A 25,034-nucleotide genomic window follows, 5' to 3' on the forward strand; every position below is an offset into this window, starting at 1 on the left:
ACTCGGCGACCTCTCCCCAATTGAATTCCGGGAAAAAGTCGCCGCTTAATGGAATTTCTCTTTTTTTATTGTCTACTTGACGGGGCTATGACCAAGATAACGGATAGGGAGTACCTGCTTTTCTATATTAGAAGTTCAACTTAACATTTACAGGATAACGGAGAGGACAGAAATATCCTGAAGAAGTGGAGCGTTCGCCTTTATCCCCGGATTTTCCCCTTAAGGATAGGGAATCAAAAAAAATCTGGGGATAACAGCGATCGGAGGGATGTTCTGTCATCGGAGTGCCACCACTACAGAATCGGAGACAACAGTCGGGAAATGGCTTCTTTAAATCGGATAATCAGACTGCGTTTTTGGTATTCATCGAGCGTCATTTCACGCGATACATGCAAGTCGTGCTCAAAGGTTTGTACAAGTGCTGTCGCAATCGTTTCATCATACATAAAAGCATTAACCTCAAAGTTCAGCCGGAAACTACGGTAGTCAATATTGGCGGTTCCCACGGATGCAACCAAACTGTCAATGATAAGTGTTTTGGCATGAATGAAGCCATTATCATATATAAATACTTTGGCGCCAACCTTCAGCAACTCACCAATATAAGATAACGTAGCCCAATATACAAAGGCATGGTCAGGTTTATTTGGAATCATGATGCGAACATCTATACCGGATAGACACGCGAGACGAATAGCTTCGAATACACTGGCATCCGGGATAAAATAAGGCGTTTGAATCAGAATCGAATGTTTGGCACCATTAATCATCTTGAGATAACTGTTCTTGATATGCTCGGTCTCTGCATCCGGTCCACTGGAGACAATCTGCATGGCAATCTTTCCTGTACCCTCGATATGAGGGAAATGCGCCGGAACATAAGGTGTGTCGTGTTGCTTGGACGCTTCATTCCAATCCAGAAGGAAACGGGTCTGCAGCGCATGAACAGCATTTCCTTGAATACGCAGGTGTGTGTCGCGCCAGTAACCGAATTTCGAGTTTAAGCCGAGATACTCATCTCCGACATTAAACCCGCCCGTGTAGCCAAGGTTACCATCGATGATGACAATCTTACGGTGGTTCCGGTAGTTCATACGCAAGTTGATCAGACTGAATTTGGATGGGAAAAAGACTTCAACCAAACCGCCTGCTTCGCGCAATTCTTTGAAAAAGCGTTTTGATACCCGCCGTGATCCGAGCGCGTCATACAGCAAACGAACTTTGATGCCTTCCCGCGCTTTGCGGATGAGTGCATCCCGAATTCTTTTGCCCAGACGGTCGCTTCTATAAATGTAGTATTGTACGTGCACGTGATCCTGAGCCGCTTCGATATCGTCCAAGAGCCGCTGAAATTTATCTGTTCCATCCGTAATGATCTCGACCGCATTATCTTCCGTCACCAGAGCACCGTTCTGCTTCAGATTCATATAGATCATGTCCTGGCTAGTCTCGGTTGCTTGGTTGCGGAAAGGCGTGCGATTATCGTGCAACTGCGTGAGCTGGGCTTCAATACGTTCCTCTAGCCCGAGCTTCTTACGTTCTTTCCACTGGAAAAGCCGGTATCGGGTCAAGTTTTGACCGGTTAAAAGATAAAGTAAAAAACCAAACACCGGAATAAAGTTCAAAACGAGCAGCCAAGCCCAGGAAGCACTGGCGTCCTTCCGTTCGAAGAAAACGACTGCTGCAGCGAAAATAATATTTAGGCCCAGGAGCACAATAAGTAAAATGGATTCGATATGCACTATAGTCCCCCACGTCTCATAATGACCATCATGAATCTATTCATATGTCCTTGACTAGCAGGTTAGTTATGAATGAGACCCTGATTGTAATGTTTCCTACTAATACGTATTTTAACAGATGTATACCTATTCGTCCCGGATGTTAAAAAAGATATGTTCGGATTAGATGGAAATCCATGTGAAATTGATGATAGAGTGTTGTATTTATATAACCAGAGTCGTATAATAATACACAAATATGCATATAAGCGACGGAATTGCTGTGTTCAAGTATCTTTCAGGCGAGGGCACAGCACAAGTAGCGCATACATCGAGATTGGGGGAGCGAGAGTGAATAACAAATTAAAAGTAGCAATCGTCGGTTCCACCGGCTACGGCGGGGTGGAGCTGATTCGTTTTTTCCAGAACCATCCGTTGGTTGAAATCACATCGGTGATCTCATCATCGAGCAGTGGTGATTCCATCGCAGATGGATTTCCGCATTTGACGGGCGTGATTCACAGGCCACTCGACGGTGTAGATCCGGCTGAAATTGCGAGTCGTGCGGATCTGGTATTCACAGCGACCCCGTCCGGCGTAAGTGCCAAGCTCGTACCAAGCCTGCTGGCAGCAGGACTTAAGGTGATTGACCTGTCTGGCGATTTCAGACTTAAGGATGGAACGGTGTACGAAGAGTGGTACAAACATCCGGCGCCTTCAGCTGATTTGCTGGAACAAGCGGTATACGGCATGGCTGAGGTGTATGGCGAAGAAGTGAAGGGACAGAATTTTATATCCAACCCAGGCTGTTATCCAACGGCTACACTTCTTGGACTGATCCCTGCTGTAGAGGCAGGCTGGATTGATCCTTCTACTATTATAATTGATGCTAAATCAGGTGTATCCGGAGCGGGACGTGGAACAAGTCTGACAAATCATTATGCAGAGATGAATGAGAATCTCAAAGCCTATAAACTGAATAAACATCAACATATTCCCGAGATCGAACAAGTGCTTGGCAGTATAACGGGAACGTCTGTTACGGTTACCTTCACAACACATCTGGTGCCAATGACACGTGGAATCATGAGTACGATGTATGCAAACCTCGTTGGGGAGCACAGCGACCGGGAGATCGTAGATTTGTACCGCAAATATTATGAGAACAGACCTTTTGTACGTGTACGTGAACCGGGCATCTGGCCTTCTACCAAAGAAGTGTACGGATCCAACTATTGTGATATCGGATTTGCGGTGGATCCTCGCACAGGTCGTTTAACGATTATTTCGGTTATCGACAACCTGGTGAAGGGTGCATCCGGGCAAGCGATTCAAAATATGAACCTGATGATGGGATGGGAGGAGAACCTCGGGCTGAACATGACACCGGTATATCCATAAGAGATGGAATTCAAGAGGTGCATTGGCATATGGAGTGTAAGAGTGCATTCTCGGAGTCACTTAGGGAGAACGGATCAGGTTAAGCAGGCGATCATCAGCATATAGCTGAACGCATACGGGGGATATGATATGGGAACGAATGTGGAGCAACAGACTTTTACCGTGGTTGAGAACGGAACAATTGTAACCCCTGGGGGATTCACTGCTGGTGGACTTCACTGCGGATTGAAAAAGACATCTCGAAATGACATTGGAGCGATCCGCTGTGATGTACCGGCTACAGCTGTTGCTGTATACACAACGAACGTGTTTCAAGCAGCACCACTCAAAGTAACGCGCGAAAGCTTGAGCAATGGACGCCTTCAGGCTGTTATCGTTAACAGTGGTAATGCTAATGCATGCACAGGGCAACAAGGGGAAGAAGATGCTTATGCGATGCGTTCGGCTGCTGCGCGTGAGTTGGGTGTGGCAGAAGAGGACGTGGCTGTGGCATCCACAGGTGTCATTGGTGAATTGCTCAAAATGGATGCTGTACATTCAGGTATCACTGGTCTTCCAGCACATATGGGTAAGGAGTCTAATGAGGCGGAACAATTTTCACAAGCGATTCTGACAACGGATTTGGTAAAAAAGGAAGCTTGCGTCTCCGTTATAGTTAACGGTAAGACGGTTACGATTGCGGGAGCCGCCAAAGGCTCGGGTATGATTCATCCGAATATGGCGACAATGCTCGCTTTCATGACCTCTGACGCGGTCATTGGTGCAGAAGCGTTGCAACGCTTGCTGCGCCAGGCAACCAATCATACATTTAATATGATTACTGTCGATGGGGATACAAGTACAAACGACATGCTGGTAGCTATGTCCAGTGGTTATGCAGGCAATGAAGAGCTGACCACAGAGCATCCAGATTGGGACGCTTTTGCAGCCGGCTTCACCTATGTTTGCCAAGTGCTAGCCAAAGCCATTGCTCGCGATGGTGAAGGAGCAACCAAACTGGTTGAGGTAGAAGTTACAGGAGCAGTAAGTGATGAGTCCGCGCAAGCAATCGCGAAAACGGTCATCGGTTCGAGTCTTGTGAAATCAGCCATGTTTGGCGCAGACGCCAACTGGGGACGGATTATTGCAGCCGTAGGGCGTGCAGGACAACCGGTGAACCCGGATACGGTGGATATTCGTTTGGGAGATATCTCCGTACTCGCGCAGTCTCGCCCAGTCGTGTTTGACGAAGAAGCGGCATTGGCCTATTTGCAGACTGATACAGTTCGCATCGTGGTGGATTTGCACCACGGCGAAGGAACAGCAACAGCCTGGGGCTGTGACCTGACGTATGACTACGTCCGAATTAACGCCGCATACCGCACGTAATAAGACTTTGGGATAAAGGTTTTGCGAAACAGCTGTCTTCTATTGTGAAGCTGTTTCGTGAGATGTTTCAAAAATTATCAATAAAATTTAAACTTGTTGTTTGGTGTTGGACATATAGCGATAGTAATGGAGAAGACGGAATTGATTCTGCAGAAGCGGAGCGGTCGCCTTTGTCTCCGGTTATTCCCCTATATAGGGATAATTCAAGAAACCTGGAGACAACAGCGATCGAAAGAACAATCCGAATTCGGAATGGACTCCTACCAACCTTTGTCACCTTATAAAAGTGTTATATTTTTTTGAATGTAATTTTCACTATGAAAGGAGCTTGCCCTCATGAATTCAACAATGCCAAACGAGAGTACCGCAACGGAAGCGAGCACAGAGAAACAGATGTTTGTCATGAAATGTGGAGGCAGCACGCTGGCAGCATTGCCCGAGTCTTTCTTTGCGGATCTGCGTGATCTGCAGTCTCAGGGCACGCAGCCGGTCATCGTGCATGGCGGAGGTCCTGCGATCTCGGATAACCTGGCGAAGCTTGGTATCGAAACCGAATTCGTTAATGGCCTGCGCAAAACGACTGAACCTGTGCTGGACGTAGTGGAGATGGTGCTTGCAGGCAGTATCAACAAACAGATCGTGCGTTTGATTCAACGTGTGGGCGGTCGTGCACTAGGCTTGTCCGGCGTCGATGGAGGTCTGATTCAGGCTAAACCTGTTACAAACCACGCAGAGATCGGTTGGGTAGGCGATGTCACTGGTGTGAACGCAGAGATTATTCAAGGTATCGTGAACATGGGTTACATGCCGGTTATCGCACCAGTTGGCGTAGATGCAACAGGACAACGCTACAACATTAACGCAGATACAGCTGCAGGTGCAGTGGCGTCTCATCTCGGCGTAAGCCGGATGATTGTCGTGACCGACGTTCCAGGCATCATGAAGAACGTAGGCGGCGAGAAAAAAGTACTGCCATCCGTATCTGTACAAGAGATTGAGGACATGATCCAGACCGGAGAAATCTATGGCGGCATGATTCCCAAAGTGCGTGCAGCTATCGCATGTATCCATGGCCAAGTACGTGAGGTCGTCATCGTAGACGGCAGCGAACCCCAAATCCTGAGCCGTGTGCTCGGCGGAGAAATCATCGGAACAAGAATCATCCGTATGCAATAATTTGCTCGATACGCTAGGGTCTTAATAGTCTTATATTAAATAAAAAAATATGTGCACGGCTTTTTTGTGAATCTGGGCATAACGCGATAACGGAAGAGTGCAGAGCAGATCTGAAGAAAAGACGCAAGAACGGAGAGGACAGAAATAACCTGAAGAAGCGAAGCGTGCGCCTTTATCCCCGGATTTCCACCTTTAAACAATTAATCAAAGAAATCTGGGGATAACAGCGATCGGAAGGTTGTTCTGTCATCGAAGTGGAAGTATGCACACGTTCGGAAGATAGACTGCAATCGAAGTGATCTAGTGTTATGTTTTATTCACCTTAGGCGTGCACCAACCAATAAGGAGTGATATGGTCATGGCAAAAGGCAACGAACAGCCAGGTTCTGGCACAGCGGTAGCGGGCGCAACAGCAATAGGTGCAGCGGCACAGACGGAAAGCTCGCTTTTCCAAACGTATGCACGTTATCCAATCAGTCTGGTCAAAGGTAAAGGCAGCTGGTTGTGGGATGACCAAGGCAACCGGTATCTCGATTTCATGTGCGGTCTCGCTGTAACTAGCCTGGGCCATGCACCGGAGAAAGTTGGAGCCAAGCTTAAAGCTCAGATTGATGAGCTGTGGCATGTATCCAACCTATTCCAGATTCCGGGCCAGGAAAAAGCAGCAGCATTGCTGACAGCCAACACATGCGCTGACGCGGTTTTCTTTTGTAACAGTGGTGCCGAAGCGAATGAAGCGGCTATTAAAGTAGCGCGTCGTTATCACCAGAAAGTGAAAGGCACAGATCGCTATGAAGTGATCACATTCGCCCAGTCCTTCCATGGACGGACACTCGCTACACTGACAGCAACCGGACAGGATAAGGTGAAAGAAGGATTTTTACCATTGCCAGCCGGATTTGTAACCGTACCTTTGCATGATATCCCTGCACTTGAAGCGGCAATTGGACCCAACACAGCAGCTATTATGCTGGAGATGGTTCAGGCCGAGGGTGGTGTATATCCAGTTGAACCAGAATTCGTCAAACATGTACGGAAACTGTGTGACGAGCATGGGCTACTATTGATTGTCGATGAAGTACAAACCGGAATGGGACGTACAGGCAAACTGTTTGCGCACGAACATTATGGTATTGAGCCAGACGTGTTCACCGTTGCCAAAGGTATCGGCAGTGGTTTCCCTGTAGGCGCGATGTTGGGTAAAGGCTTCTTGCGGGATGCATTCACGCCAGGTAGCCATGCGACAACATTTGGTGGAACACCACTAGCTTCATCCGTTGTAATCGCAACAATCGAAACGATGCTGGAAGATCGCTTGCCAGAGCGTGCAGCGGAGATGGGTGAATATCTGATGAGCTCCCTGCGGAATCGTTTGGCGGGTAATTCCTTTGTAAAAGAAGTTCGTGGCTTGGGATTGTTGGTCGGCATAGAATGTGCTGAGCCGGTAGGGGATATTGTACTTGCTGGGCAAAAACGCGGGATTTTGTTTGTCTCTGCAGGACCAAATGTGATCCGTTTGCTTCCGAACCTGTATGTGAGCAAAGAAGAGATCGACGAGGCAGTATCGCTGGTAGCCACATTGATCGAAGAACACGTAGCGGCGAAAGCCTAATATAAAAATGAGAACCTTTCTGTCTCGGGGCCATTACCGGCCTCGAAGCAGAACGAGATGATGAATCCCTGTAGCCGCGTGGTGAACTTGCAGAAGGTGGAAATGAATAAACTTGAGAAGCATCCAGACAAAGTGTCAACGTTGCTCTCTTCTGCCCATGCGGGTGCAGGGAACCGGAAATAAGGAGGACATTATACATGACAGCACAACAGACGGAAAAGATTCAGAAGATTGATCTGAGAGGCCGGGATTTTATCGAGTTCACGGACTACACGGCAGAGGAGATTCGTTATCTGCTTGATCTCGCAATTGAGATTAAAGGCAAACAAAAAAGCGGTGTACCTTTTCAACCGTTGAAAGGCAAAACGATCGGACTTATTTTTGAAAAATCATCCACACGTACGCGTGTATCCTTTGAAGTGGGTATGTTCCAATTGGGCGGACACGCACTTTTCCTGAGCAAAAATGATATCCAGCTGGGTCGCGGGGAAACAACACATGATACAGCCAAAGTATTGTCACGTTACCTGGACGGCATTATGATACGTACCTTTGGACACCATAATGTAACTGAACTGGCAGAGCATGCGGATGTTCCAGTCATTAATGGCCTGAGCGATGCGGCACATCCTTGTCAGGTACTGGCCGACTTCCAAACGGTGCTGGAACACAAAGGCAAGCTGGCAGATCTGAAAATGGCCTACATCGGAGATGGCAACAACATGGCACACTCCCTGATGCTCGGAGCAGCGAAGATGGGAATGCATGTTGCTGTAGCAACGCCAGAAGGTTATGAGCCGGATAGCGCAGTTGTGGAGCAGGCACGCATTATCGCACAGGAGAGCGGTTCTGAAGTGACTGTAACGTACAGTGCACAGGAAGCTGCGAAAGATGCAGATATCGTGTATACGGATGTATGGGCGAGCATGGGCTTTGAAGAAGAGCAGAAGATTCGGGAGCAGGCATTTGCGGCATATCAAGTGGACGAGGAACTGATGAAAGGCGCGAAGCCGGACTACATGTTCTTGCATTGTCTGCCAGCACACCGCGGCGAAGAAGTAAGTGCTGGTGTAATTGACGGACCGAACTCTCTGATCTTTGATCAGGCGGAGAATCGCTTGCATGCACAGAAAGCATTAATGGCTGCGTTAATGAGCGAATAGATGCTATTTGCCTTTATGGGTTGATTTTAGGCGCAGATTTCGCGATGATAGATAAAAGTTTATAGCAACTGATCTTGGGGAGGACCATCACACATGGCTAAGGAAAAAATTGTACTCGCATATTCAGGCGGGTTGGATACATCTGTAATTTTGAAATGGTTGAAAGAAACGTATGATGCAGAGATTATCGCATTCACAGCGGATATCGGACAAAAGGATGAACTGGATGGTTTGGAGGAAAAAGCACTGGCAACAGGCGCTTCCAAAGTATACATTGACGATCTGCGCGATGAATTCGCAAAAGATTTCATCTATCCAATGTTCCAAGCTGGTGCCCTTTATGAAGGACAATACCTGCTTGGTACAAGTATCGCTCGTCCACTGATCGCTAAACGCATGGTGGATATCGCTCGTGCAGAAGGTGCTACAGCCATCGCTCACGGCGCTACAGGTAAAGGTAATGACCAAGTTCGCTTCGAACTGAACGCGGCTGCACTGACACCAGACATTAACGTAATTGCACCTTGGCGCCTGGAAGAATTCCGTAACCAATTCCCGGGACGTGCCGAGATGATTGCTTACGCTGAAAAACATGGCATTCCGGTAACGGCATCTGCGGCTAAACCGTACTCAACAGACCGTAACCTGCTGCATATCAGCTATGAGAGCGGTGTGCTCGAAGATCCTTGGTTCGATCCAAGTGCGGACGAGAACAAAGACATGTTCCTGCTGAGCAGTGCACCTGAAGATGCACCAGATCAAGCGGAATATGTTGAGCTGGAGTTCGAACAAGGCGACTGTGTTGCACTGAACGGTGAGCGCCTGAGCCCGCTGCAAGTGATGGAGCAACTGAACGAGCTGGGTGGCAAACATGGTATTGGCCGTGTAGATATGGTTGAGAACCGTTTTGTTGGTATGAAGAGCCGTGGCGTGTACGAAACACCAGGTGGAACAATCCTGTTCACCGCACATCGCAAAATGGAGTCCATCACGATGGACCGTGAAGTGATGAACCTGCGTGATAGCCTGATCACACGTTACAGCACACTCGTTTACAACGGCTTCTGGTTCGCACCGGAACGTCTGGCGCTGCAAGCGCTGGTGACTGAAAGCCAGAAAAACGTAACAGGTACGGTTCGTGTGAAACTGTACAAAGGCAACATCATCGGCGCAGGTGTGAAAAGTCCTGTCAGCCTCTACAATCCGGACATCGCAACGATGGAAGCTGATCCAACGCAAGCCTACGATCAAGGTGATGCAACAGGCTTTATCCGCCTGAATGCACTGCGTTTGAAAGTAAACTCCGGCGTGGAGCAAAACAAAAACTAATTTCAACCTGCATCATAGAGCTATATCAATATAAATGACAAGGCAGGCCGTTCTTGCACATCTGGCAGGAGCGGCTTTGTCCATGAGCGAAAGGGGAGTACTCACCGTGAGCAAGCTGTGGGGAGGACGTTTTACAAAACAAACCAATCATTTGGTTGAAGAATATACGGCATCGATCAATTTTGACAAAGCTTTGGCTGAGGAAGATATTCAGGGCAGTCTGGCCCATGTAACGATGCTGGGCAAATGCGGCATTCTTCCGGCGGAAGATGTAGAGACGATCAAAGAGGGTCTGATCACCGTTTTGCACAAAATCCGTGCGGGCGAAGTGGAATTCTCCGTATCGGACGAAGACATCCACATGAATATTGAGAAAAACCTGATCGAGACGATTGGTCCTGTAGGCGGTAAATTACATACAGGCCGCAGCCGGAACGACCAAGTTGCAACGGATATGCACTTGTACCTGCGTGAGCGCGTAGTTGGATTTGTAGGCATGCTGCATTCCTTGCAGGAAGCATTGATTGGACAAGCAAAAGATAACCTCGATACAATTGTACCGGGTTATACGCATCTTCAACGGGCACAGCCTATTCTGTTCGCCCATCACCTAATGGCATATGTCTCCATGTTCCAACGGGATGCGGAGCGTCTGATGGACAGCTACAAACGCATTAACATCCTGCCTTTGGGTGCAGGTGCTCTTGCAGGCACAACATTCCCGATTGATCGTCATTTTGTGGCGGAACAACTGGGCTTCGATGGCGTGTACGAGAACAGTCTGGACGCAGTAAGCGACCGTGACTTTATCGTCGAGTTCCTGGCAGCCGCATCGCTGATCATGACTCACTTGTCCCGTCTTAGTGAAGAACTGGTATTGTGGAGCAGCACGGAGTTTGGTTTCGTTGAACTGGACGATGCGTTCTGCACAGGCAGTAGCATCATGCCTCAGAAGAAAAATCCGGACGTTCCTGAACTCGTTCGTGGTAAAACAGGACGTGTGTATGGCAACCTGATCGGTTTGCTGACGGTACTGAAATCTCTTCCGCTGGCATACAACAAGGACATGCAGGAAGACAAAGAAGGCATGTTCGACACGGTAGCAACGCTGGAGGGTGCACTGCAACTGTTTGCTCCAATGATCGCGACAATGACAGTGAACAAGGATCGGATGCGTCAAGCAGTCAACCAGGATTTCTCCAACGCTACGGATATTGCCGACTTCCTCGTAGGCGAAGGCTTGCCTTTCCGTCAGGCGCATGAAGTGATTGGTAAAACGGTGCTGTACTGCATCCAGAACAGCAAGTATTTGCTGGATCTGACGATTGAAGAATTCCGTCAGTTCTCACCACTGTTCGATGACCGGATCTATGACGTGCTTCAACCGGAAGCGGTAGTGAACGCTCGTAATGTTTACGGCGGAACAGCTGCGGGTCAAGTCGCAGAAGCCATTGGACGCAGTGAGAAGGTATTGGAGATTACCGAGCAATGGATTACGAACCGCGGTTAATACCACGGATATCCTAACGAAATATGAACGTACAATATACAAAAAGCAGGCCAGAGAACTTTGTTCTCAACGGCCTGCTTTTTTGTGTTTTATAGCGACAACGAAGTGATCTGGATATATTCAACCCAGCAGTGACCGCAAGGTTATACTCTCATCGAAGTATCAGGGCACCCGTCTAATTAGACGCAGTCGCTTCATTACAAGTTACTTTACAATGCTCTACTAATCGTGCTTGGGCAAAGGCAACCATTTCAATACATCTTGGATCTTGGCATCCCAGTAGCCCCATTCATGTTCACCAGGCTCTTCTTGGTATGTCAGTTCGAAGTTCGTCTGTTCACAGGCTTGACGGAAGGTTTGATTATCCTCATACAGGAAATCTTCCGTTCCGCAGCACTGATAGAGCAGGGGCTGTGGCCCTTGGCTGGCTTGACTCTCTTTAAGTAGATGGATCAGATCGTTCTCTGTACCTGCCACCTCAGGTCCGAAAATCCGCTGTAACTCCGTCTGTTGTAATGCTGAGGATGCATTTCTATCCATATGTGCAGACATATCGAGTGCTCCAGACAAACTGGCAGCAGCAGCATATTGATCTGGTTTACGAAGGGCCAGCTTGAACGCCCCATAGCCACCCATGGATAATCCGGCAACGAAATTGTCCTCCCGTTGATCTGATAGTGGGAAGAAAGAACGAGCAAGTGCCGGGAGTTCTTCACTGATAAAGCTCCAATAACGTCCGCCTTCTACCATATCTGTATAGAAGCTGCGGTGAACCTGTGGCATAACAACGGCGATCCCGAGGTTTGCTACATAACGTTCGATCGATGTGCGACGCAGCCAAATGGAATCATCATCAGACAGACCGTGTAACAGGTACAGGGTTGGGTGCAACCCTTTGCCAGTCACATTCTCCATACCGATCTGATTGTGGGTTTGTTGCGGCAGAATGACATGCATGCTGGTGCTAAGCCCGAGCGTATCCGAGTAAAAATCACATTTAATAAGTGCCATGAGTATAAGAAACCCCTTTCATAAGTTCGTTAACCACGTGTTCTGACATGAGACGATGGGATGGAAATCGGATGGCTAGGCCTCCAAAGTGTTTATATGTAACAGGTTATACGCATTGCTCTTCCATTGCAATAACAAGATCTACAGTAGAAAACAAAGAATTTCACACCAGTGATTAAAATGGAAGTCTGTAATCGGATCATCGATTTTTCAATGTAGTTTACAACGTAACAATGTTATGTTACACTCATTTCAATAAAAGGGGGGACCATATATGACGGATGATTTGATCTCCAAGAAAGAATTGCTGGACCTGACAGGAATCTCATACGGCCAGTTATACCGCTGGAAGCGGAAAAATCTCATTCCCGAAGAATGGTTCATTCGGAAGTCGTCCTACACCGGACAAGAGACTTTTTTTCCAAAACAACAGATTTTACTGCGCATTGACAAGATTCTCAATATGAAAGACGGATTATCGCTGGATGAGCTGGCAGACGTTTTCTCACCTACGTTGGGTGAAGTAGAAATGTCTGCACAGCAACTAATAGAGCGAAACATTGTTTCACAGATCTCGCTAGATCTGTTAAAAGAAGCAGGTCGAGAACAACCGCTGTATGCTTTGGAGCAGATTATGATGCTCTACGTCCTTGATAAGCTGTTAATGAGCGGAGATATTACTCGGCAAGAGGGTGCGTTGCTGATCGAAGTGATGTCCGAACATTATTATCGTTTTACAGGCAAACCCAGCGAACTCGTGCTTATTCGTAAGATGGGTGTTCCTTCATTCATGCTGGTAACAGCAGGAACAGAGTTTTATTTTGACAATGGTGTGAAAGTGGTTCTTAGGCAGCCGATGGGAACATTTATGGAAGAATTAAAACTCAAATTGGGATAAGGAGAGGATCATCTATGGAAGAGCGGAATAAGCGGAATGATCTGAATGTGGCGGGCATAAGTCAGACGGCAGGCGGGAATTTTCACCGTGTATCTATTGATGGCATGGCTAAGGTGAACGGTAACCTGGACTGTACCTCTATGGAAGTGAATGGGACATTGAAGATGCACGGCGCTTTGACCTCCGAGAGTGCAGCGATTAACGGCATGTGCACGTTAAATGGACCTCTGACCAGTTCTCGTGTTCGGGTGGATGGTTTGACGACGATTAACGGAGATCTCCATAGCCCTGAGCTTGAAGTAAACGGAAAGTGTACCGTACGTGGAAGAGTGGATGGGGAACGAATTGATATTGGCGGCGTGATCGATGTTGAAGGGGATGTGCAATGCGAGTCCCTGAATGTACGAGGCAATATTAAAATCAGCGGCTTTCTGAATGCAGGAACGGTGGAGATCAGGCTGCATACATCTTCTTCGGCTAAAGAGATTGGCGGAGAGCGTATCGATATTCGTCGCAAGGAACAACAGAATGGCTTTTGGAAAAGTATTGGTCTGGGCGGGACCCCTTCATTTAAGACATCCTTAATTGAGGGTGATGAGATTGTGCTGGAAGATACCGAAGCTGACATTGTTCGGGGGAGTAACATTTTTATTGGTCGCGGCTGTAACATCAGAATGGTTGAGTATTCAGGTGAACTTGAGGTAGATCAGGATGCCAAGGTGGGCAGCAGTCAGCGAATTTAAAGTTTGGATATGGAGAGAAAGGGACGGGATCGACATGAATAACAATCCTGGGCGTTCATTGGACAAAAAAATGGATATCAGCATCGTTGGTGATGGCAGTTCTTCTGGTGGCGTGTACGGCAAGATCAAGGTCGTAGGGGACGCGTCCTTTAACGACAATCTATCTTGTGATCGATTCAAATGTACGGGTACATCGGTCATATACGGATCGCTTGAATCCACAGATATTAAAATTACCGGAACCCTGACTCTAACAGAGCGAGAGACCAGCAACGATGGTGAGGATGGAATCCAGGCATCTGGCCTGCATGCCAAAGCTGAACATATAAAAGTGGTCGGTGAACTTCATCTGTCAGGGGATTGTCAGGCGGAAAATATCAAGCTGAACGGCCGTTTGACGATAGCGGGCATGCTCAGCGCTGAACACATGACGCTCAAAATCATGGGTCCATCCGAGGTCAAGGAAATGGGCGGTTCCATCATCTCGGTGAAGAGTGGCCGGTTGAATGACTTGTTTACGGGGAATAAGTCAATTCTCAAAGCACAGATTATCGAAGGTGATGATATTGAATTAGAGAATACGGAGGCCGAGATTGTTCGTGGCGATAAAATAAAAATCGGTCCTGGCTGCCGGATTGGTACAGTGGAATACCGTTCATCTCTGCAAATTCATCCGCAATCGGAAGTTTTGCTGCAAAGCAATCGGTCCTTGGACTGATTAACGCAGACTTCTTTTCGGATATACTAATGCAGTCATATGAATAGAGCGTGAATGGAGAGATTGAGTACAATGGTTGCACGTAAAAACAGTATTGGATTGGTGCTGGCAGGGTTACTGCTCAGCATACTAATGGCTTCGATGGATAATACCATCGTGGCAACAGCTATGGGGGATATTGTCGGGAAGCTGGGTGGGCTCGACAAGTTCGTCTGGGTGACCTCCGCCTACATGGTGGCTGAGATGGCAGGGATGCCAATCTTCGGTAAGTTATCCGATATGTATGGACGGAAGAAGTTTTTTGTATTTGGTATTATTGTGTTTATGCTTGGCTCAGCGCTGTGCGGAACGGCAACGTCTATTGTGGAATTGACGATGTACAGAGCGATTCAAGGTATTGGTGCGGGAGCCCTGGTGCCGATTGCCTTTACGATCATGTTTGATGTCGTTGCACCAGAATCACGTGGTAAATTGGGTGGATTGTTTGGAGCCGTCTTTGGCCTCTCCAGCGTATTCGGACCTCTGCTCGGTGCTTACATTACTCAATATGCGACATGGGAATGGGTATTCTATATCAACCTGCCGCTAGGCTTGATTGCATTTGTGTTTATTGCCTTCTTCTATAAAGAGTCTCATCAGCATCAATCCCAACAGATCGACTGGCTGGGTGCTGTAACGCTGATCGGTGCTGTTGTGTGCCTGATCTTTGGTCTGGAACTGGGCGGCAAAACGTTTGCCTGGGGTTCGTGGCAGATTCTTGGCTTGTTTGCCGGATTTGTAGCATTAGCGCTGCTCTTCCTTTTTGCAGAAACAAAAGCCAAAGAACCAATCATCTCCTTCAACATGTTCCGCAACCGGGTCTACTGGTCCAGTAACGTTATTGGTATGTTCAGTGGTGCGGCGTTCATTACAGCATCCGTGTACATTCCGATCTTCATACAGGGGGTACTTGGTGGTAAAGCGACCAACTCCGGTCTTGTGCTGCTGCCCATGATGCTTGGGTCTGTTGTGACGGCATCCTTGGGCGGGGTGTTGATGACCAAAATCAAGTATCGTAATATCATGATCCCTACGTTGGCTTTACTTGTCATTGGACTTGGATTGCTGACTACGCTGGATGAGAATTCTTCCCTCTGGACGATACGTATCTACATGGTGATGGTTGGTCTGGGTGTCGGTGCCTCGTTCTCGGTACTCAGCAACGCAGCCATGAACGCGTTTGAACCGCAAAGACGCGGAGCAGCAAGCTCCACACTTAACTTTTTGCGGTCCCTCGGCATGACGATGGGCATTACGATCTTTGGTATCGTACAGAGCCAGGTATTTACGCGTAAAATGAATGATGCTCTCGCTGGTTCAGCTGCGGAAGCAGGCGGTGCTTCTGCGGGTGGCGTGCCGCAGGGAGTGGATCTGACCGATCCACATGCGTTGCTCTCACCAGAACTCAGACAGGCGATTCCTCCTCAAGTGCTGGATACCATCACACATGCCCTGTCTTCTTCCATCGTACAGTTATTTGCCTGGGCTGTAATTCCGGCTGCACTCGCGTTGGTCGCTTCCTTCTTCATGGGAAAAGAGAAGATGGTTGTAGGCGAAGAGCAAGGCGAATACACTGGCGGTCACTAAACCGTAATGCAGTAAACCATAAGTTACGGTAGTAAAGCTAATCTTAGCTTGGTAAAACTCGAATAATTTATCTTGAAAATGTAGAGACACACTTCTCGCATATCCTTAAAAGGGACGGGAAGTGTGTCTTTTTGTTTTCGTAGGATCAGTTTATCCTAGAATGCATGAATTACGGATTGAACTCTTTTGGCTGCTTCAGAAAAGGAGCCTAAGGTTGCTTCGTATCGCTAATCCCGTCCTCGACCACAGAAGGCCCTTGTGGGTCAGGTAGGCTGCTATGACCGGAGCGGGCAATCAGGCGATTCTGAGCTTTGTACGTGTCCCGTGTAATCGTTTTGGATTCGACCACTTTGCCGTTTAGCCTCTTGGTTCGTACCGTCTCGACAATATATCCAGGCTGTCCGTCTTGCAGCACCTGCTGTGCACCATCAGGCAGTACCGTACTGGACACATACTTCACCGGAACACTTAATGTTTCAATGGTACGAGATTCAAGGGCATAGCTGACGTTCTCCGGGAAGGTACCGAAAAATTTAACCATCAATTGGTGGTTCTTTACCTCTGCATGAATGAGTAGGGATTTTCCAGTATTATTCTTGAAGCGAAAGTTGATGGCTCCCGAGGCAAAGGTGGCATCCAGCCCTTTCGGCAAATATTTGACTGGCAGGGAATGATTGCGACGCTCAATAATATCGAGACCCGTCAACAGCGCTGCGTTATACACCGTACTGGATACCTGACAGATTCCCCCGCCAATTCCGGGGGTGAGTCTTCCATTGACAATGACCGGGGCCTCACGAAACCCATACTCCTTTTCAGCTTGACGGACGACCTTCTCATAATCGAATGTGGCATCTGGTGGCAAAATCATGCCGTTAATCGCTTCCGCCGCTGCGCTGACATTATGTATCCGGCCTTCACTACTATTGCCCAGACCCGTGGAGAACTGGATGATCTTTCGGTCAATGCCTTCCTGGCGTAGCGAATTAAGGGTTACTTCAGGTTTCAGCGTATACAGTGGTACCTGGATCAGCAATGGGGCGGGTTTCTCATCCGGGTTCAGTACACTGAAATCCCTGTGCAACTTCGTCTGAATGAGACTTGTGAGTGTATTCCAATCAATGCGGCGGACGCCTTTTTCCGGGATATACTGGACTTTGTCACTTGCGGTAATGCGGCGAACAGCGTCCGCAGGCGTACCGAAGGTTTCTTTTTCCCAGGCAGGGTTGAGACGTTCTTGAAGTGGTCTTGAGTTGTAGTTCATATCGAGAGAGAACTCTTTCGGAAAATGATAACGTGCATAAGCGCGTTCCCACAGGTTACCTTCCTCCAGTTGCTGTATCGCCGACTCAAAGCTGTTAACGTTGTAACTCACCCCCACCTGGGCCGTGGTATACGTCATCGTCTTGGGGTCAGGTTCAGTCACTTCAAGGGTGACAGGCCAGGCCTCCAGCTTTTTAATCCGCTCATTCAATTCATGCAAAACGTTCTTGCGATTCTTCCCTTCCACCGACATACCGCCAACATGAACGTCTTTGGGTAGGGTAGGCTGATTCACGTACATATACAACAATCCGTAGGACGCGGAGCCGATCAAGAGGATGGAGAAGAGAACAATGACCGTCAAATGTATTTTTTTCATAACCGTACGCTCCTTTATACTTCTGTTGTTCCGCACTTTGTAACACTTTCTATATATATGATCCAATGCAGGAAAACTTTCGGGTACTCAATAGGTAACAAATTTGTTACAATAAACTTCATATGAATCCATGCTTCACCATCGAAATAGGATCGAAGTGGATTTTTCCTGATGAAATTCAGGTCTTTTTAAAGGAAATGCCGGGAATGTGTCGAAATGATAATGGCTAACTATGCGAGCAGGAAGTGATGATGTGATAGAAATGCAGGACGTGTGGAAGACCTACGCCAATGGGACCCACGCATTACAAGGGGTGTCGGTGAAGATCGACCGCAATGAATTTGTCTATATCGTCGGTCCGTCCGGCGCAGGTAAATCGACATTTATGAAATTGATGTACAGAGAAGAAGTTCCGACCAAAGGACAAATATCCATTAACGGATTTAATATTGGTAAGTTGAAGCCAAGAAAGATTCCTTATGTGCGTCGTAACATCGGCGTTGTGTTCCAGGATTTTCGTCTGCTGCCACGGATGACAGCATTTGAGAATGTGGCATTTGCCATGGAAGTTATTGAAGCACCGAAGCGTCATATCAAGAAACGAGTGATGGAAGTACTCGACTTGGTGGGACTGCGCAGTAAAGCAAATCGTGAACCTTCACAGCTCTCGGGTGGAGAACAGCAACGTATTGCCATTGCACGGGCTATCGTCAATAACCCTTCGGTTATTATCGCGGATGAGCCTACAGGTAACCTTGATCCGGAGACGTCATGGGGCATTATGCAACTGCTGGATGAGATTAATTTCCGGGGAACAACGATTGTTATGGCGACCCACAACAAAGATATCGTGAATACGATGCGTAAACGGGTAATCGCTATCGAAAGTGGACGGATTGTACGGGATCAGATGAGAGGGGAATACGGTTATGAATTTTAGTACTCTCTTGCGCCATCTGCGGGAGGGATTCAAAAACGTATTCCGCAACGGCTGGATGTCTGTAGCCTCCATCATGTCCATCATTGTGTCGCTGTTTATTCTTGGCGTGTTTATGCTACTGGTGCTCAATGTGAATTCCATGGCGAATCAGGTTGATAGCCAGGTGGAGATCAGCACGTTCCTCGAACTGAATGTGGACGAGAACCTGCGTAACACACTGGAGCAAGAAATCAGCGCGATGCCTGAAGTAAGTGAGATTCGTTTTGTTTCCAAGGAAGAAGGACTCAAGGAGTTCCGTGAGCGTCTTGGAGAGAGTGCAGATAACGTGCTTAGCGGTTTCGATGTGGACAACAACCCACTGCCGGAGACCATTGAAGTTGAGGTCATTGAACCGGAAACGGTCAATTTTGTGGCGCAAAAAATCGAAGCTTTGAACGAAAAACACCCGGAGAAGCCAATCATGAAAGTGAACTACGGCAAGGAAACGGTGGAAGTGTTGTTCAAATTTACGAAACTTGTTCGTAACATCGGATTTATTTTTGTCGGGGGACTGGGTCTCATGTCCATGTTCCTGATCTCGAATACGATTCGCGTAACGATTCTGGCACGTCGCCGGGAGATCGGTATTATGAAGTTGGTTGGCGCAACCAATACCTTTATTCGCTGGCCTTTCTTTATTGAAGGTGCACTCATTGGGTTTATTGGCTCGGTCATTACGGTTGGTGTTCTGTTTGTTGGGTACAGCCAGTTGATGAAAACGATTGGTCAGGATGTTTTCATGCAGATGCTTAACTTGATTCCACTCGGCGAAATCTGGGTGCTGTTTGGAACACTGTTGATCGGACTCGGTGTGCTGGTAGGTATTTTGGGAAGTACACTGTCCATTCGGAAATCACTCAACGTTTAATTTTGTTTTCAACGATCGAATTGCAGAATATGTCGAAAAGAATGGTAAAGCAGGTTCATTAATGGACGCTGTTTGACGATATGTAGGAAAGACGGAGTCTTTTAAGATTGAAGAAAGCAAAGAACATGCTGTTCACCACCTGTGCAGGTTGCTTTCTTGTGAAATCATAGGATGGGGGATCATCATTTTGAAAAAAACCGCTTCGCTGCTGGCCTTTACGTTGTTGGCCAGTTTGACGCTTCAACCTTCTGACGGATATGCCAAGAGTAGCATCAGCGATATTGACCAACAGATTCAGCAACTGGAGAGCAAGGCGGCTTCTGCCAAGCAGGAGCAAAAAAAAGCGGCTTCCAACAAAAAGGAAGCACAGCATTACAAGAACAAAACCAACGCTTATCTGAAGGTTGTCATGGAACAGATCAATGTCGTTAGTGATGAACTGGCCAGTGTATCCTTGCAGATCGAGAACACGGAGGAAGATCTCCGTACAACGAAAAAAGATTTGCAAGCGGCAGAAGAACGCATCGTTGCAAGGGGAAAGTTGTTGGAGTCACGTGTACGCCTGATGTACACAGACGGTGCTGTATCCTATCTGGATGTATTGTTGTCCTCTACTAGCTTCACTGACTTCCTGACCCGTGCGGATTCACTCAAAACGATTGTGGATCAGGATCAGCATCTGCTGGATGAGCACAAAGCGGACAAGCAACTGGTCGTGGACAAAAAGGCAGAATTGGATGTGCAATATGCGGAAGCCAAGAGTCTGTATGCACAGAAGAAACAGCGCAAGTCCCAATTGAATGAAAAAGAAGCGGAAAAGCAAGTGCTTCTCGCTTCATATGATGCTAAAATTGAAGAGTCAGAAGAGCTGACACAAGAGCAGGAAGATGTATTAATGCAGATTGCCAGCAAACGTTCGGCACTTCTTCAAGAGAAAAATAAATTGCGTGAACAGCAGGCTGCAGCTGCAGCCAAAGCAAAAGCCGCGGCAGCAGCTCGGGCGAAAGCTGCAGCCAAGATACCAACCAGAGTGAGTTCGGATAGCAGCACGAGTGATTCAACCAGTTCATATTCAGGCGGCAATGGCGTATTTAGTATGCCTATCTCTGGTGGAAGGATTTCCTCCTCGTTTGGTCCACGTACACATCCTATTACCGGAGAAGTGGGCAAACTGCATGCTGGCGTTGACTTTGCTGTTCCGCAAGGAACGACAGTACGAGCGGCCTCCGGTGGTGTCGTGATTGTTGCTGAATGGATGAGTGGTTATGGTAATGCCGTAATTATCGATCATGGTGGAGGATTATGGACCTTATATGCTCATAACAGTAGTTTGAGTGTTAGTAAGGGCGATACAGTCTCACGTGGAGATAAGATCTCAGAATCAGGCAATACCGGTAATTCTACGGGACCGCACTTGCACTTCGAAGTACGTGAAAACGGGACTCCTGTCAATCCGATGAACTATCTGTAAAATTTGTTTAAGCACCGAATGGAAAAAACATATTCCGTACAAGCTAGACATATAATAAGCTGGCATGTTCAGGGAATGGATTCTGGCAACAATGGAATCGGACACGCTTCAAAACTAAAGGCGGTGACAAACGGATGATGAAGAAAAGATCGGCGCTACTGCTTGTCATTGTGGGTCTCCTGGGTGGTAGTTTGCTAACCCTGGTACTAATGACTTACCCGGGAATAGCAAACCAGACCACACCGGGTGAAGGTTTGCTGGCTAGTGTAACCGGCAATACACAGCAGAAGAACGATTTGAAGAAGATTGAAACTGCGATGGATTTGATCTCCAGCAACTATTATAAAGACGTGGATCAGACCAAATTGATTGACGGTGCGATCAACGGCATGATGGAATCGCTTGGTGATCCGTACTCCAACTATATGGGGCAGGAAACGGCTGCTCAGTTTGAAGAGTCGATCGAAGGTTCATTTACCGGTATTGGCGCAGAGGTATCCTCTCAGGATGGCAATGTCATTGTTGTTTCCCCAATCAAAGGATCTCCTGCCGAGAAAGCGGGTATTCGTGCGAAAGACATGATTATGTCGGTCAACGGCGAATCCTTGCAAGGTTTGGAACTGAACAAGGCTGTTAACAAAATCAGAGGTCCCAAGGGCAGTGAAGCGAAGGTACAGGTCAAACGTGCCGGATCTTCAGAACTGATTGAATTTGTGATTGTACGGGATGATATTGATCTGGAGACCGTATATGCTCACATGGAGGATGGCGGAATTGGTGTTATTGCCATTACTCAATTCTCTTTGAATACAGGCGATCGCTTCAAGGAAGAGTTGGCGAAGCTTGAGAAGCAGAACATGAAAGGTCTGGTCATCGACGTACGGAATGACCCAGGCGGTGTATTACAAGTTGTTATTGATATTGCTGAACAGTTTGTTCCTAAAGGCAAGGTTATTGTGCAAGTGGAAGACAAGAACGGCAAAAAGGAACAAAGCAAGTCCAATGGATCAGCCAAAGCTTATCCAGTCACAGTCCTGATGAACAAAGGCAGTGCGAGTGCGTCGGAGATTTTGGCCGGTGCATTACAACAGTCAGCAGGTGCCAAGTTGATTGGAGAAAATTCCTTTGGTAAAGGAACCGTACAGACGAGTTATGACAAGCAGATGGGTGATGGTAGCTTGCTGAAGATCACTATTGCCAAGTGGCTCACTCCGAACGGAGACTGGATTCATGAAAAAGGAATCAAACCGGATATTGCGGTAGACCAGCCGGATTATTTCTCGGTGGCACCGATTAACAAAGAGAAGTTACCACTGAAATATGACAGTAATAGCACGGATGTGAAAAGTGCACAGACGATGCTGAGAGGACTCGATTTCAAACCGGATCGTGTGGATGGATACTACGACCAGAAGACGGAAGAAGCGGTCAAGGCATTCCAGAAGCAAAAAGGCATTCAGGCTACAGGCCAGATTGACGAGAAAACCGCTGAATCACTGGAAGCGGCTCTGATTGAACGTATTGCCAATCCTCAATATGATGCACAGCTGAAACGCGCGATCGAAAATGTCTCAAAGGATAATTCGTCCGCAGTGTCGAAGCCATAAAGAAGGCTGATTTTCAGCCTTCTTTTTTTCTGAACCGGCTGAAGGAGAGGGGTGACCGACCACAATGGAATGGGTATGGCCGTGGTTAACTACATTAGGGGAAGCTTTGTTGCAGTTGTTTATTCAGCCGTTTTATTATATTGCGGTGATCCTGATTGCGCTGATCTATCATCGTCAGTTATTGCAGGAGCGTAAATTGTTTCATGTCCGTTTGCAAAGCTCGATAACACAAACGATTCGTGCCGTGCTTGGAGGCATACTCATTGGTACCATCGTCTCGATTGTGTCCCTATTCCTCGGTGCACATCTTACACTGGGAAGCCTAATATGCATATGGGCTGCAACGTTAATTCTATCTTTGTTCCGTATCCGGTATCTGTGCTTTGCTTATGCGGCCGGGTTACTGGGTGTGTTGCAATTTGGTTTGAATCTGGCTTCAGGCTGGCAACCATCGGGTTGGATGGGTAGTATAACGGAAACGCTACGTACCCTGGATATGCCTGCACTGCTTGTCCTGGCGGCGCTTCTACATATGGGTGAAGCCCTGTTGGTACGCATGCAGGGGGTATCGATGGCATCACCGCTTCTCTTCGAGGGAAAACGCGGGAAACTGGTTGGGGGATATCAACTGCAACAGTTCTGGGCCATTCCTCTACTGATTCTTGTTCCAGTCACAGGAGGTGGCGCGGAGCTGGCATGGAATCCACTGATGAATGCAGGTCATAGTTATATGCTGGTTGCGTTGCCCATCATGCTCGGATTTGGTGAGATAACGCAGAGTATGCTTCCTGGACAGAAGGTGCAGATCACATCCAAGCGGTTGATGCTCTATGGGACAACCTTGCTCGTGTTCAGTTTGCTTGCGGCTTGGTGGTCTCCACTCATGGTGATTGCTGCATTGATTGCATTTGTTGGACATGAATTTCTGGTATGGTACAGCGCGTTTGAAGAGCAAAATCGCAGTCCGGTATTTGTTCATCCGCAGCATGGGTTGAAGGTGTTGGCTGTTATTCCGGAGAGTCCTGCTGCAGATTTGGGGATTGAAGCAGGAGAGACGTTATACAAGGTGAATGGTAAGTTGGTTCATTCGCCGGAAGAATTGCATCGCGCTCTGCGGATGAATCCGGCTTTTTGCAAGCTCGAGGTACGTAATCACCAGGGAGAAAGCAAGTTCATGCAACGGGCGATCTATGAAGGGGAGCATCATCAGCTTGGGGTCATTATGGCACCGGACAATCACGAGGTTTGGGCGATTCGGTTACGTCCACTGACGTTGTTCCATATCATCAACCTCAAATTGTTTGCCCGTCTGAAAAAACCACAAAGGGACGAAGCTCCCTTGGCGTTACCGCCAGCCCCGGTGGCCAGTGATAAAGGGTCCGTGGAGATGTAACTAGTATACGTAATGAAGTATGTTGCATAAATCAAGCAATGAAAAAGGTATTTCCGAGCGCCGTCGCAGGCAAGGGAAATACCTTTTTGTTATTTTTTCAACATAAAGATAGCGATTTGAGTCCGATCACGCAAGCTCAACTTACCGAGAATATCCGTGACATAGTTTTTGACCGTGCCTTCACTGAGGAACAATTTGGCGGCAATTTCCTTATTGGATAACCCCTCCGATATGGCCTCGGCAACCGCCAGCTCCATACGTGTCAGTCCATAGGCTTCGATTGGGTTCTGTGTCAGGGGAATCGCAGCAGGACGAAGAAGGCCTGCCAATTTGCGGGCAATATCCGGATGGATTAACATATCACCGTTATGTACGGTCTTGATGCCTTGAATGATCCGCTCGGGGGGAACATTTTTGAGCAAATAACCGCTTGCTCCATTCTGTAATGCCTGAATAATATACTCATCGTCATCAAACGTAGTCAGCATGAGCACCTGGATTTCAGGAAAACGTACCTTGATGCGTCGGGTACCTTCAACTCCGTCACATTCCGGCATCCGAATATCCATCAACACCACGTCCGCAGGTGTGCCTGCTTCAAGCAGTGCCAGCGCTTCCTGTCCATTTGAGGCTGTGCCTGTAACACTAATGTCGGAGCCCAGTCCAAGCAGCACTTTCAGGCTCTCGCGAATGAAATAGTCATCGTCGGCGAGAATCAGCCGGATAAGCTGAGGGTGGGCTGAATCATTCTTGTTGTTTACATCATTCCGTTCGGACATGAGAACATTCACTTCCTTT

At 47.7% G+C, this 25,034-nt stretch carries 20 protein-coding genes; 16 read left to right on the forward strand and 4 right to left on the reverse strand.

Annotation, left to right across the window (positions count from 1 at the left end; genetic code table 11):
• Nucleotides 1-293 precede the first annotated feature (293 nt).
• Nucleotides 294-1,742, reverse strand: a complete 1,449-nt coding sequence (gene cls / locus J2Z28_RS28510; RefSeq protein ID WP_211085405.1) for a cardiolipin synthase — start codon at nt 1,740-1,742, stop codon at nt 294-296.
• A 330-nt stretch (nt 1,743-2,072) separates the two neighbouring features.
• Here cls and argC point away from each other — a divergent pair, with 330 nt between their 5' ends.
• The 7 genes from argC to argH all read left to right on the forward strand — a co-directional run bounded on the left by argC (nt 2,073) and on the right by argH (nt 11,280).
• Nucleotides 2,073-3,122, forward strand: coding sequence for an N-acetyl-gamma-glutamyl-phosphate reductase (gene argC, locus J2Z28_RS28515; RefSeq protein ID WP_211085406.1), 1,050 nt, complete (start codon nt 2,073-2,075; stop codon nt 3,120-3,122).
• A gap of 129 nt (nt 3,123-3,251) precedes the next feature.
• Nucleotides 3,252-4,490 (forward strand): bifunctional glutamate N-acetyltransferase/amino-acid acetyltransferase ArgJ, encoded by a 1,239-nt coding sequence (gene argJ / locus J2Z28_RS28520; RefSeq protein ID WP_211085407.1) that lies wholly within the window; start codon nt 3,252-3,254, stop codon nt 4,488-4,490.
• 336 nt (nt 4,491-4,826) lie between these two features.
• Nucleotides 4,827-5,666 (forward strand): acetylglutamate kinase, encoded by an 840-nt coding sequence (argB, locus tag J2Z28_RS28525; protein ID WP_017692001.1) that lies wholly within the window; start codon nt 4,827-4,829, stop codon nt 5,664-5,666.
• Between the two features lie 358 nt (nt 5,667-6,024).
• Complete coding sequence (locus tag J2Z28_RS28530; protein ID WP_244988581.1) at nt 6,025-7,278, forward strand: aspartate aminotransferase family protein; 1,254 nt, start codon at nt 6,025-6,027, stop codon at nt 7,276-7,278.
• 197 nt (nt 7,279-7,475) lie between these two features.
• Nucleotides 7,476-8,441 carry an ornithine carbamoyltransferase gene (argF, locus tag J2Z28_RS28535; RefSeq protein WP_211085408.1) on the forward strand — a complete coding sequence of 322 codons (966 nt, stop codon included), beginning with the start codon at nt 7,476-7,478 and terminating at the stop codon, nt 8,439-8,441.
• Between the two features lie 93 nt (nt 8,442-8,534).
• Nucleotides 8,535-9,770: an argininosuccinate synthase gene (locus J2Z28_RS28540; protein ID WP_017692004.1), complete on the forward strand. Its 1,236-nt coding sequence runs from the start codon at nt 8,535-8,537 to the stop codon at nt 9,768-9,770.
• Nucleotides 9,771-9,876: 106 nt separating this feature from the next.
• A complete protein-coding gene (gene argH / locus J2Z28_RS28545; protein WP_211085440.1) occupies nt 9,877-11,280 on the forward strand; it encodes an argininosuccinate lyase in 1,404 nt (467 codons plus the stop codon).
• 222 nt (nt 11,281-11,502) lie between these two features.
• On the opposite strand, the gene J2Z28_RS28550 is transcribed toward argH, so the two are convergent.
• Nucleotides 11,503-12,291: an alpha/beta hydrolase gene (locus J2Z28_RS28550; protein WP_211085409.1), complete on the reverse strand. Its 789-nt coding sequence runs from the start codon at nt 12,289-12,291 to the stop codon at nt 11,503-11,505.
• Nucleotides 12,292-12,565: 274 nt separating this feature from the next.
• Here J2Z28_RS28550 and J2Z28_RS28555 point away from each other — a divergent pair, with 274 nt between their 5' ends.
• The 4 genes from J2Z28_RS28555 (at nt 12,566) to J2Z28_RS28570 (ending at nt 16,276) form a co-directional block, all read left to right on the forward strand.
• Nucleotides 12,566-13,189 carry a YhbD family protein gene (locus J2Z28_RS28555; RefSeq protein ID WP_211085410.1) on the forward strand — a complete coding sequence of 208 codons (624 nt, stop codon included), beginning with the start codon at nt 12,566-12,568 and terminating at the stop codon, nt 13,187-13,189.
• A gap of 14 nt (nt 13,190-13,203) precedes the next feature.
• Complete coding sequence (locus J2Z28_RS28560; protein WP_211085411.1) at nt 13,204-13,932, forward strand: polymer-forming cytoskeletal protein; 729 nt, start codon at nt 13,204-13,206, stop codon at nt 13,930-13,932.
• Nucleotides 13,933-13,966: 34 nt separating this feature from the next.
• Complete coding sequence (locus J2Z28_RS28565; RefSeq protein WP_127551499.1) at nt 13,967-14,650, forward strand: hypothetical protein; 684 nt, start codon at nt 13,967-13,969, stop codon at nt 14,648-14,650.
• A gap of 72 nt (nt 14,651-14,722) precedes the next feature.
• A complete protein-coding gene (locus J2Z28_RS28570; RefSeq protein WP_280530865.1) occupies nt 14,723-16,276 on the forward strand; it encodes an MDR family MFS transporter in 1,554 nt (517 codons plus the stop codon).
• Between the two features lie 208 nt (nt 16,277-16,484).
• Here the strand turns inward: J2Z28_RS28570 and J2Z28_RS28575 are convergent, their stop codons facing one another.
• Nucleotides 16,485-17,918 (reverse strand): VanW family protein, encoded by a 1,434-nt coding sequence (locus tag J2Z28_RS28575; RefSeq protein ID WP_211085413.1) that lies wholly within the window; start codon nt 17,916-17,918, stop codon nt 16,485-16,487.
• A gap of 253 nt (nt 17,919-18,171) precedes the next feature.
• On the opposite strand from J2Z28_RS28575, the gene ftsE reads away from it, so the two are divergent.
• From ftsE to J2Z28_RS28600, 5 genes are all read left to right on the forward strand, one after another.
• A complete protein-coding gene (gene ftsE / locus J2Z28_RS28580) occupies nt 18,172-18,858 on the forward strand; it encodes a cell division ATP-binding protein FtsE (RefSeq protein ID WP_026081444.1) in 687 nt (228 codons plus the stop codon).
• On the forward strand, nt 18,848-19,765 hold the full coding sequence (ftsX, locus tag J2Z28_RS28585; RefSeq protein ID WP_211085414.1) for a permease-like cell division protein FtsX: 918 nt from the start codon (nt 18,848-18,850) through the stop codon (nt 19,763-19,765). The genes ftsE and ftsX overlap by 11 nt, the downstream gene beginning before the upstream one ends.
• 187 nt (nt 19,766-19,952) lie before the next feature.
• On the forward strand, nt 19,953-21,236 hold the full coding sequence (locus tag J2Z28_RS28590; RefSeq protein ID WP_211085415.1) for a murein hydrolase activator EnvC family protein: 1,284 nt from the start codon (nt 19,953-19,955) through the stop codon (nt 21,234-21,236).
• A gap of 134 nt (nt 21,237-21,370) precedes the next feature.
• On the forward strand, nt 21,371-22,843 hold the full coding sequence (locus tag J2Z28_RS28595) for a S41 family peptidase (RefSeq protein ID WP_211085416.1): 1,473 nt from the start codon (nt 21,371-21,373) through the stop codon (nt 22,841-22,843).
• Nucleotides 22,844-22,907: 64 nt separating this feature from the next.
• On the forward strand, nt 22,908-24,236 hold the full coding sequence (locus J2Z28_RS28600) for a PDZ domain-containing protein (protein ID WP_211085417.1): 1,329 nt from the start codon (nt 22,908-22,910) through the stop codon (nt 24,234-24,236).
• Between the two features lie 89 nt (nt 24,237-24,325).
• Here the strand turns inward: J2Z28_RS28600 and J2Z28_RS28605 are convergent, their stop codons facing one another.
• Entirely contained in the window at nt 24,326-25,015 is a 690-nt protein-coding gene (locus tag J2Z28_RS28605) for a response regulator transcription factor (protein WP_211085418.1), read from the reverse strand.
• Nucleotides 25,016-25,034 lie beyond the last annotated feature (19 nt).

Origin of the sequence: Paenibacillus xylanexedens (genome assembly GCF_017874615.1) — a bacterium.
Classification (GTDB): Bacteria; Bacillota; Bacilli; order Paenibacillales; family Paenibacillaceae; genus Paenibacillus; species Paenibacillus xylanexedens.

Excerpts from the sequence above, each read along its gene's own strand:
- J2Z28_RS28565 (WP_127551499.1), top strand. The coding sequence starts at position 13,967 with ATGAATAACAATCCTGGGCGTTCATTGGACAAAAAAATGGATATCAGC.
- argF (WP_211085408.1), top strand. The coding sequence starts at position 7,476 with ATGACAGCACAACAGACGGAAAAGATTCAGAAGATTGATCTGAGAGGC.
- J2Z28_RS28555 (WP_211085410.1), top strand. The coding sequence starts at position 12,566 with ATGACGGATGATTTGATCTCCAAGAAAGAATTGCTGGACCTGACAGGA.
- J2Z28_RS28560 (WP_211085411.1), top strand. The coding sequence starts at position 13,204 with ATGGAAGAGCGGAATAAGCGGAATGATCTGAATGTGGCGGGCATAAGT.
- argB (WP_017692001.1), top strand. The coding sequence starts at position 4,827 with ATGAATTCAACAATGCCAAACGAGAGTACCGCAACGGAAGCGAGCACA.
- argJ (WP_211085407.1), top strand. The coding sequence starts at position 3,252 with ATGGGAACGAATGTGGAGCAACAGACTTTTACCGTGGTTGAGAACGGA.
- ftsX (WP_211085414.1), top strand. The coding sequence starts at position 18,848 with ATGAATTTTAGTACTCTCTTGCGCCATCTGCGGGAGGGATTCAAAAAC.
- J2Z28_RS28605 (WP_211085418.1), bottom strand. The coding sequence starts at position 25,015 with ATGTCCGAACGGAATGATGTAAACAACAAGAATGATTCAGCCCACCCT.
- J2Z28_RS28540 (WP_017692004.1), top strand. The coding sequence starts at position 8,535 with ATGGCTAAGGAAAAAATTGTACTCGCATATTCAGGCGGGTTGGATACA.
- J2Z28_RS28550 (WP_211085409.1), bottom strand. The coding sequence starts at position 12,291 with ATGGCACTTATTAAATGTGATTTTTACTCGGATACGCTCGGGCTTAGC.
- J2Z28_RS28575 (WP_211085413.1), bottom strand. The coding sequence starts at position 17,918 with ATGAAAAAAATACATTTGACGGTCATTGTTCTCTTCTCCATCCTCTTG.
- J2Z28_RS28600 (WP_211085417.1), top strand. The coding sequence starts at position 22,908 with ATGGAATGGGTATGGCCGTGGTTAACTACATTAGGGGAAGCTTTGTTG.
- J2Z28_RS28530 (WP_244988581.1), top strand. The coding sequence starts at position 6,025 with ATGGCAAAAGGCAACGAACAGCCAGGTTCTGGCACAGCGGTAGCGGGC.
- J2Z28_RS28595 (WP_211085416.1), top strand. The coding sequence starts at position 21,371 with ATGATGAAGAAAAGATCGGCGCTACTGCTTGTCATTGTGGGTCTCCTG.
- J2Z28_RS28570 (WP_280530865.1), top strand. The coding sequence starts at position 14,723 with ATGGTTGCACGTAAAAACAGTATTGGATTGGTGCTGGCAGGGTTACTG.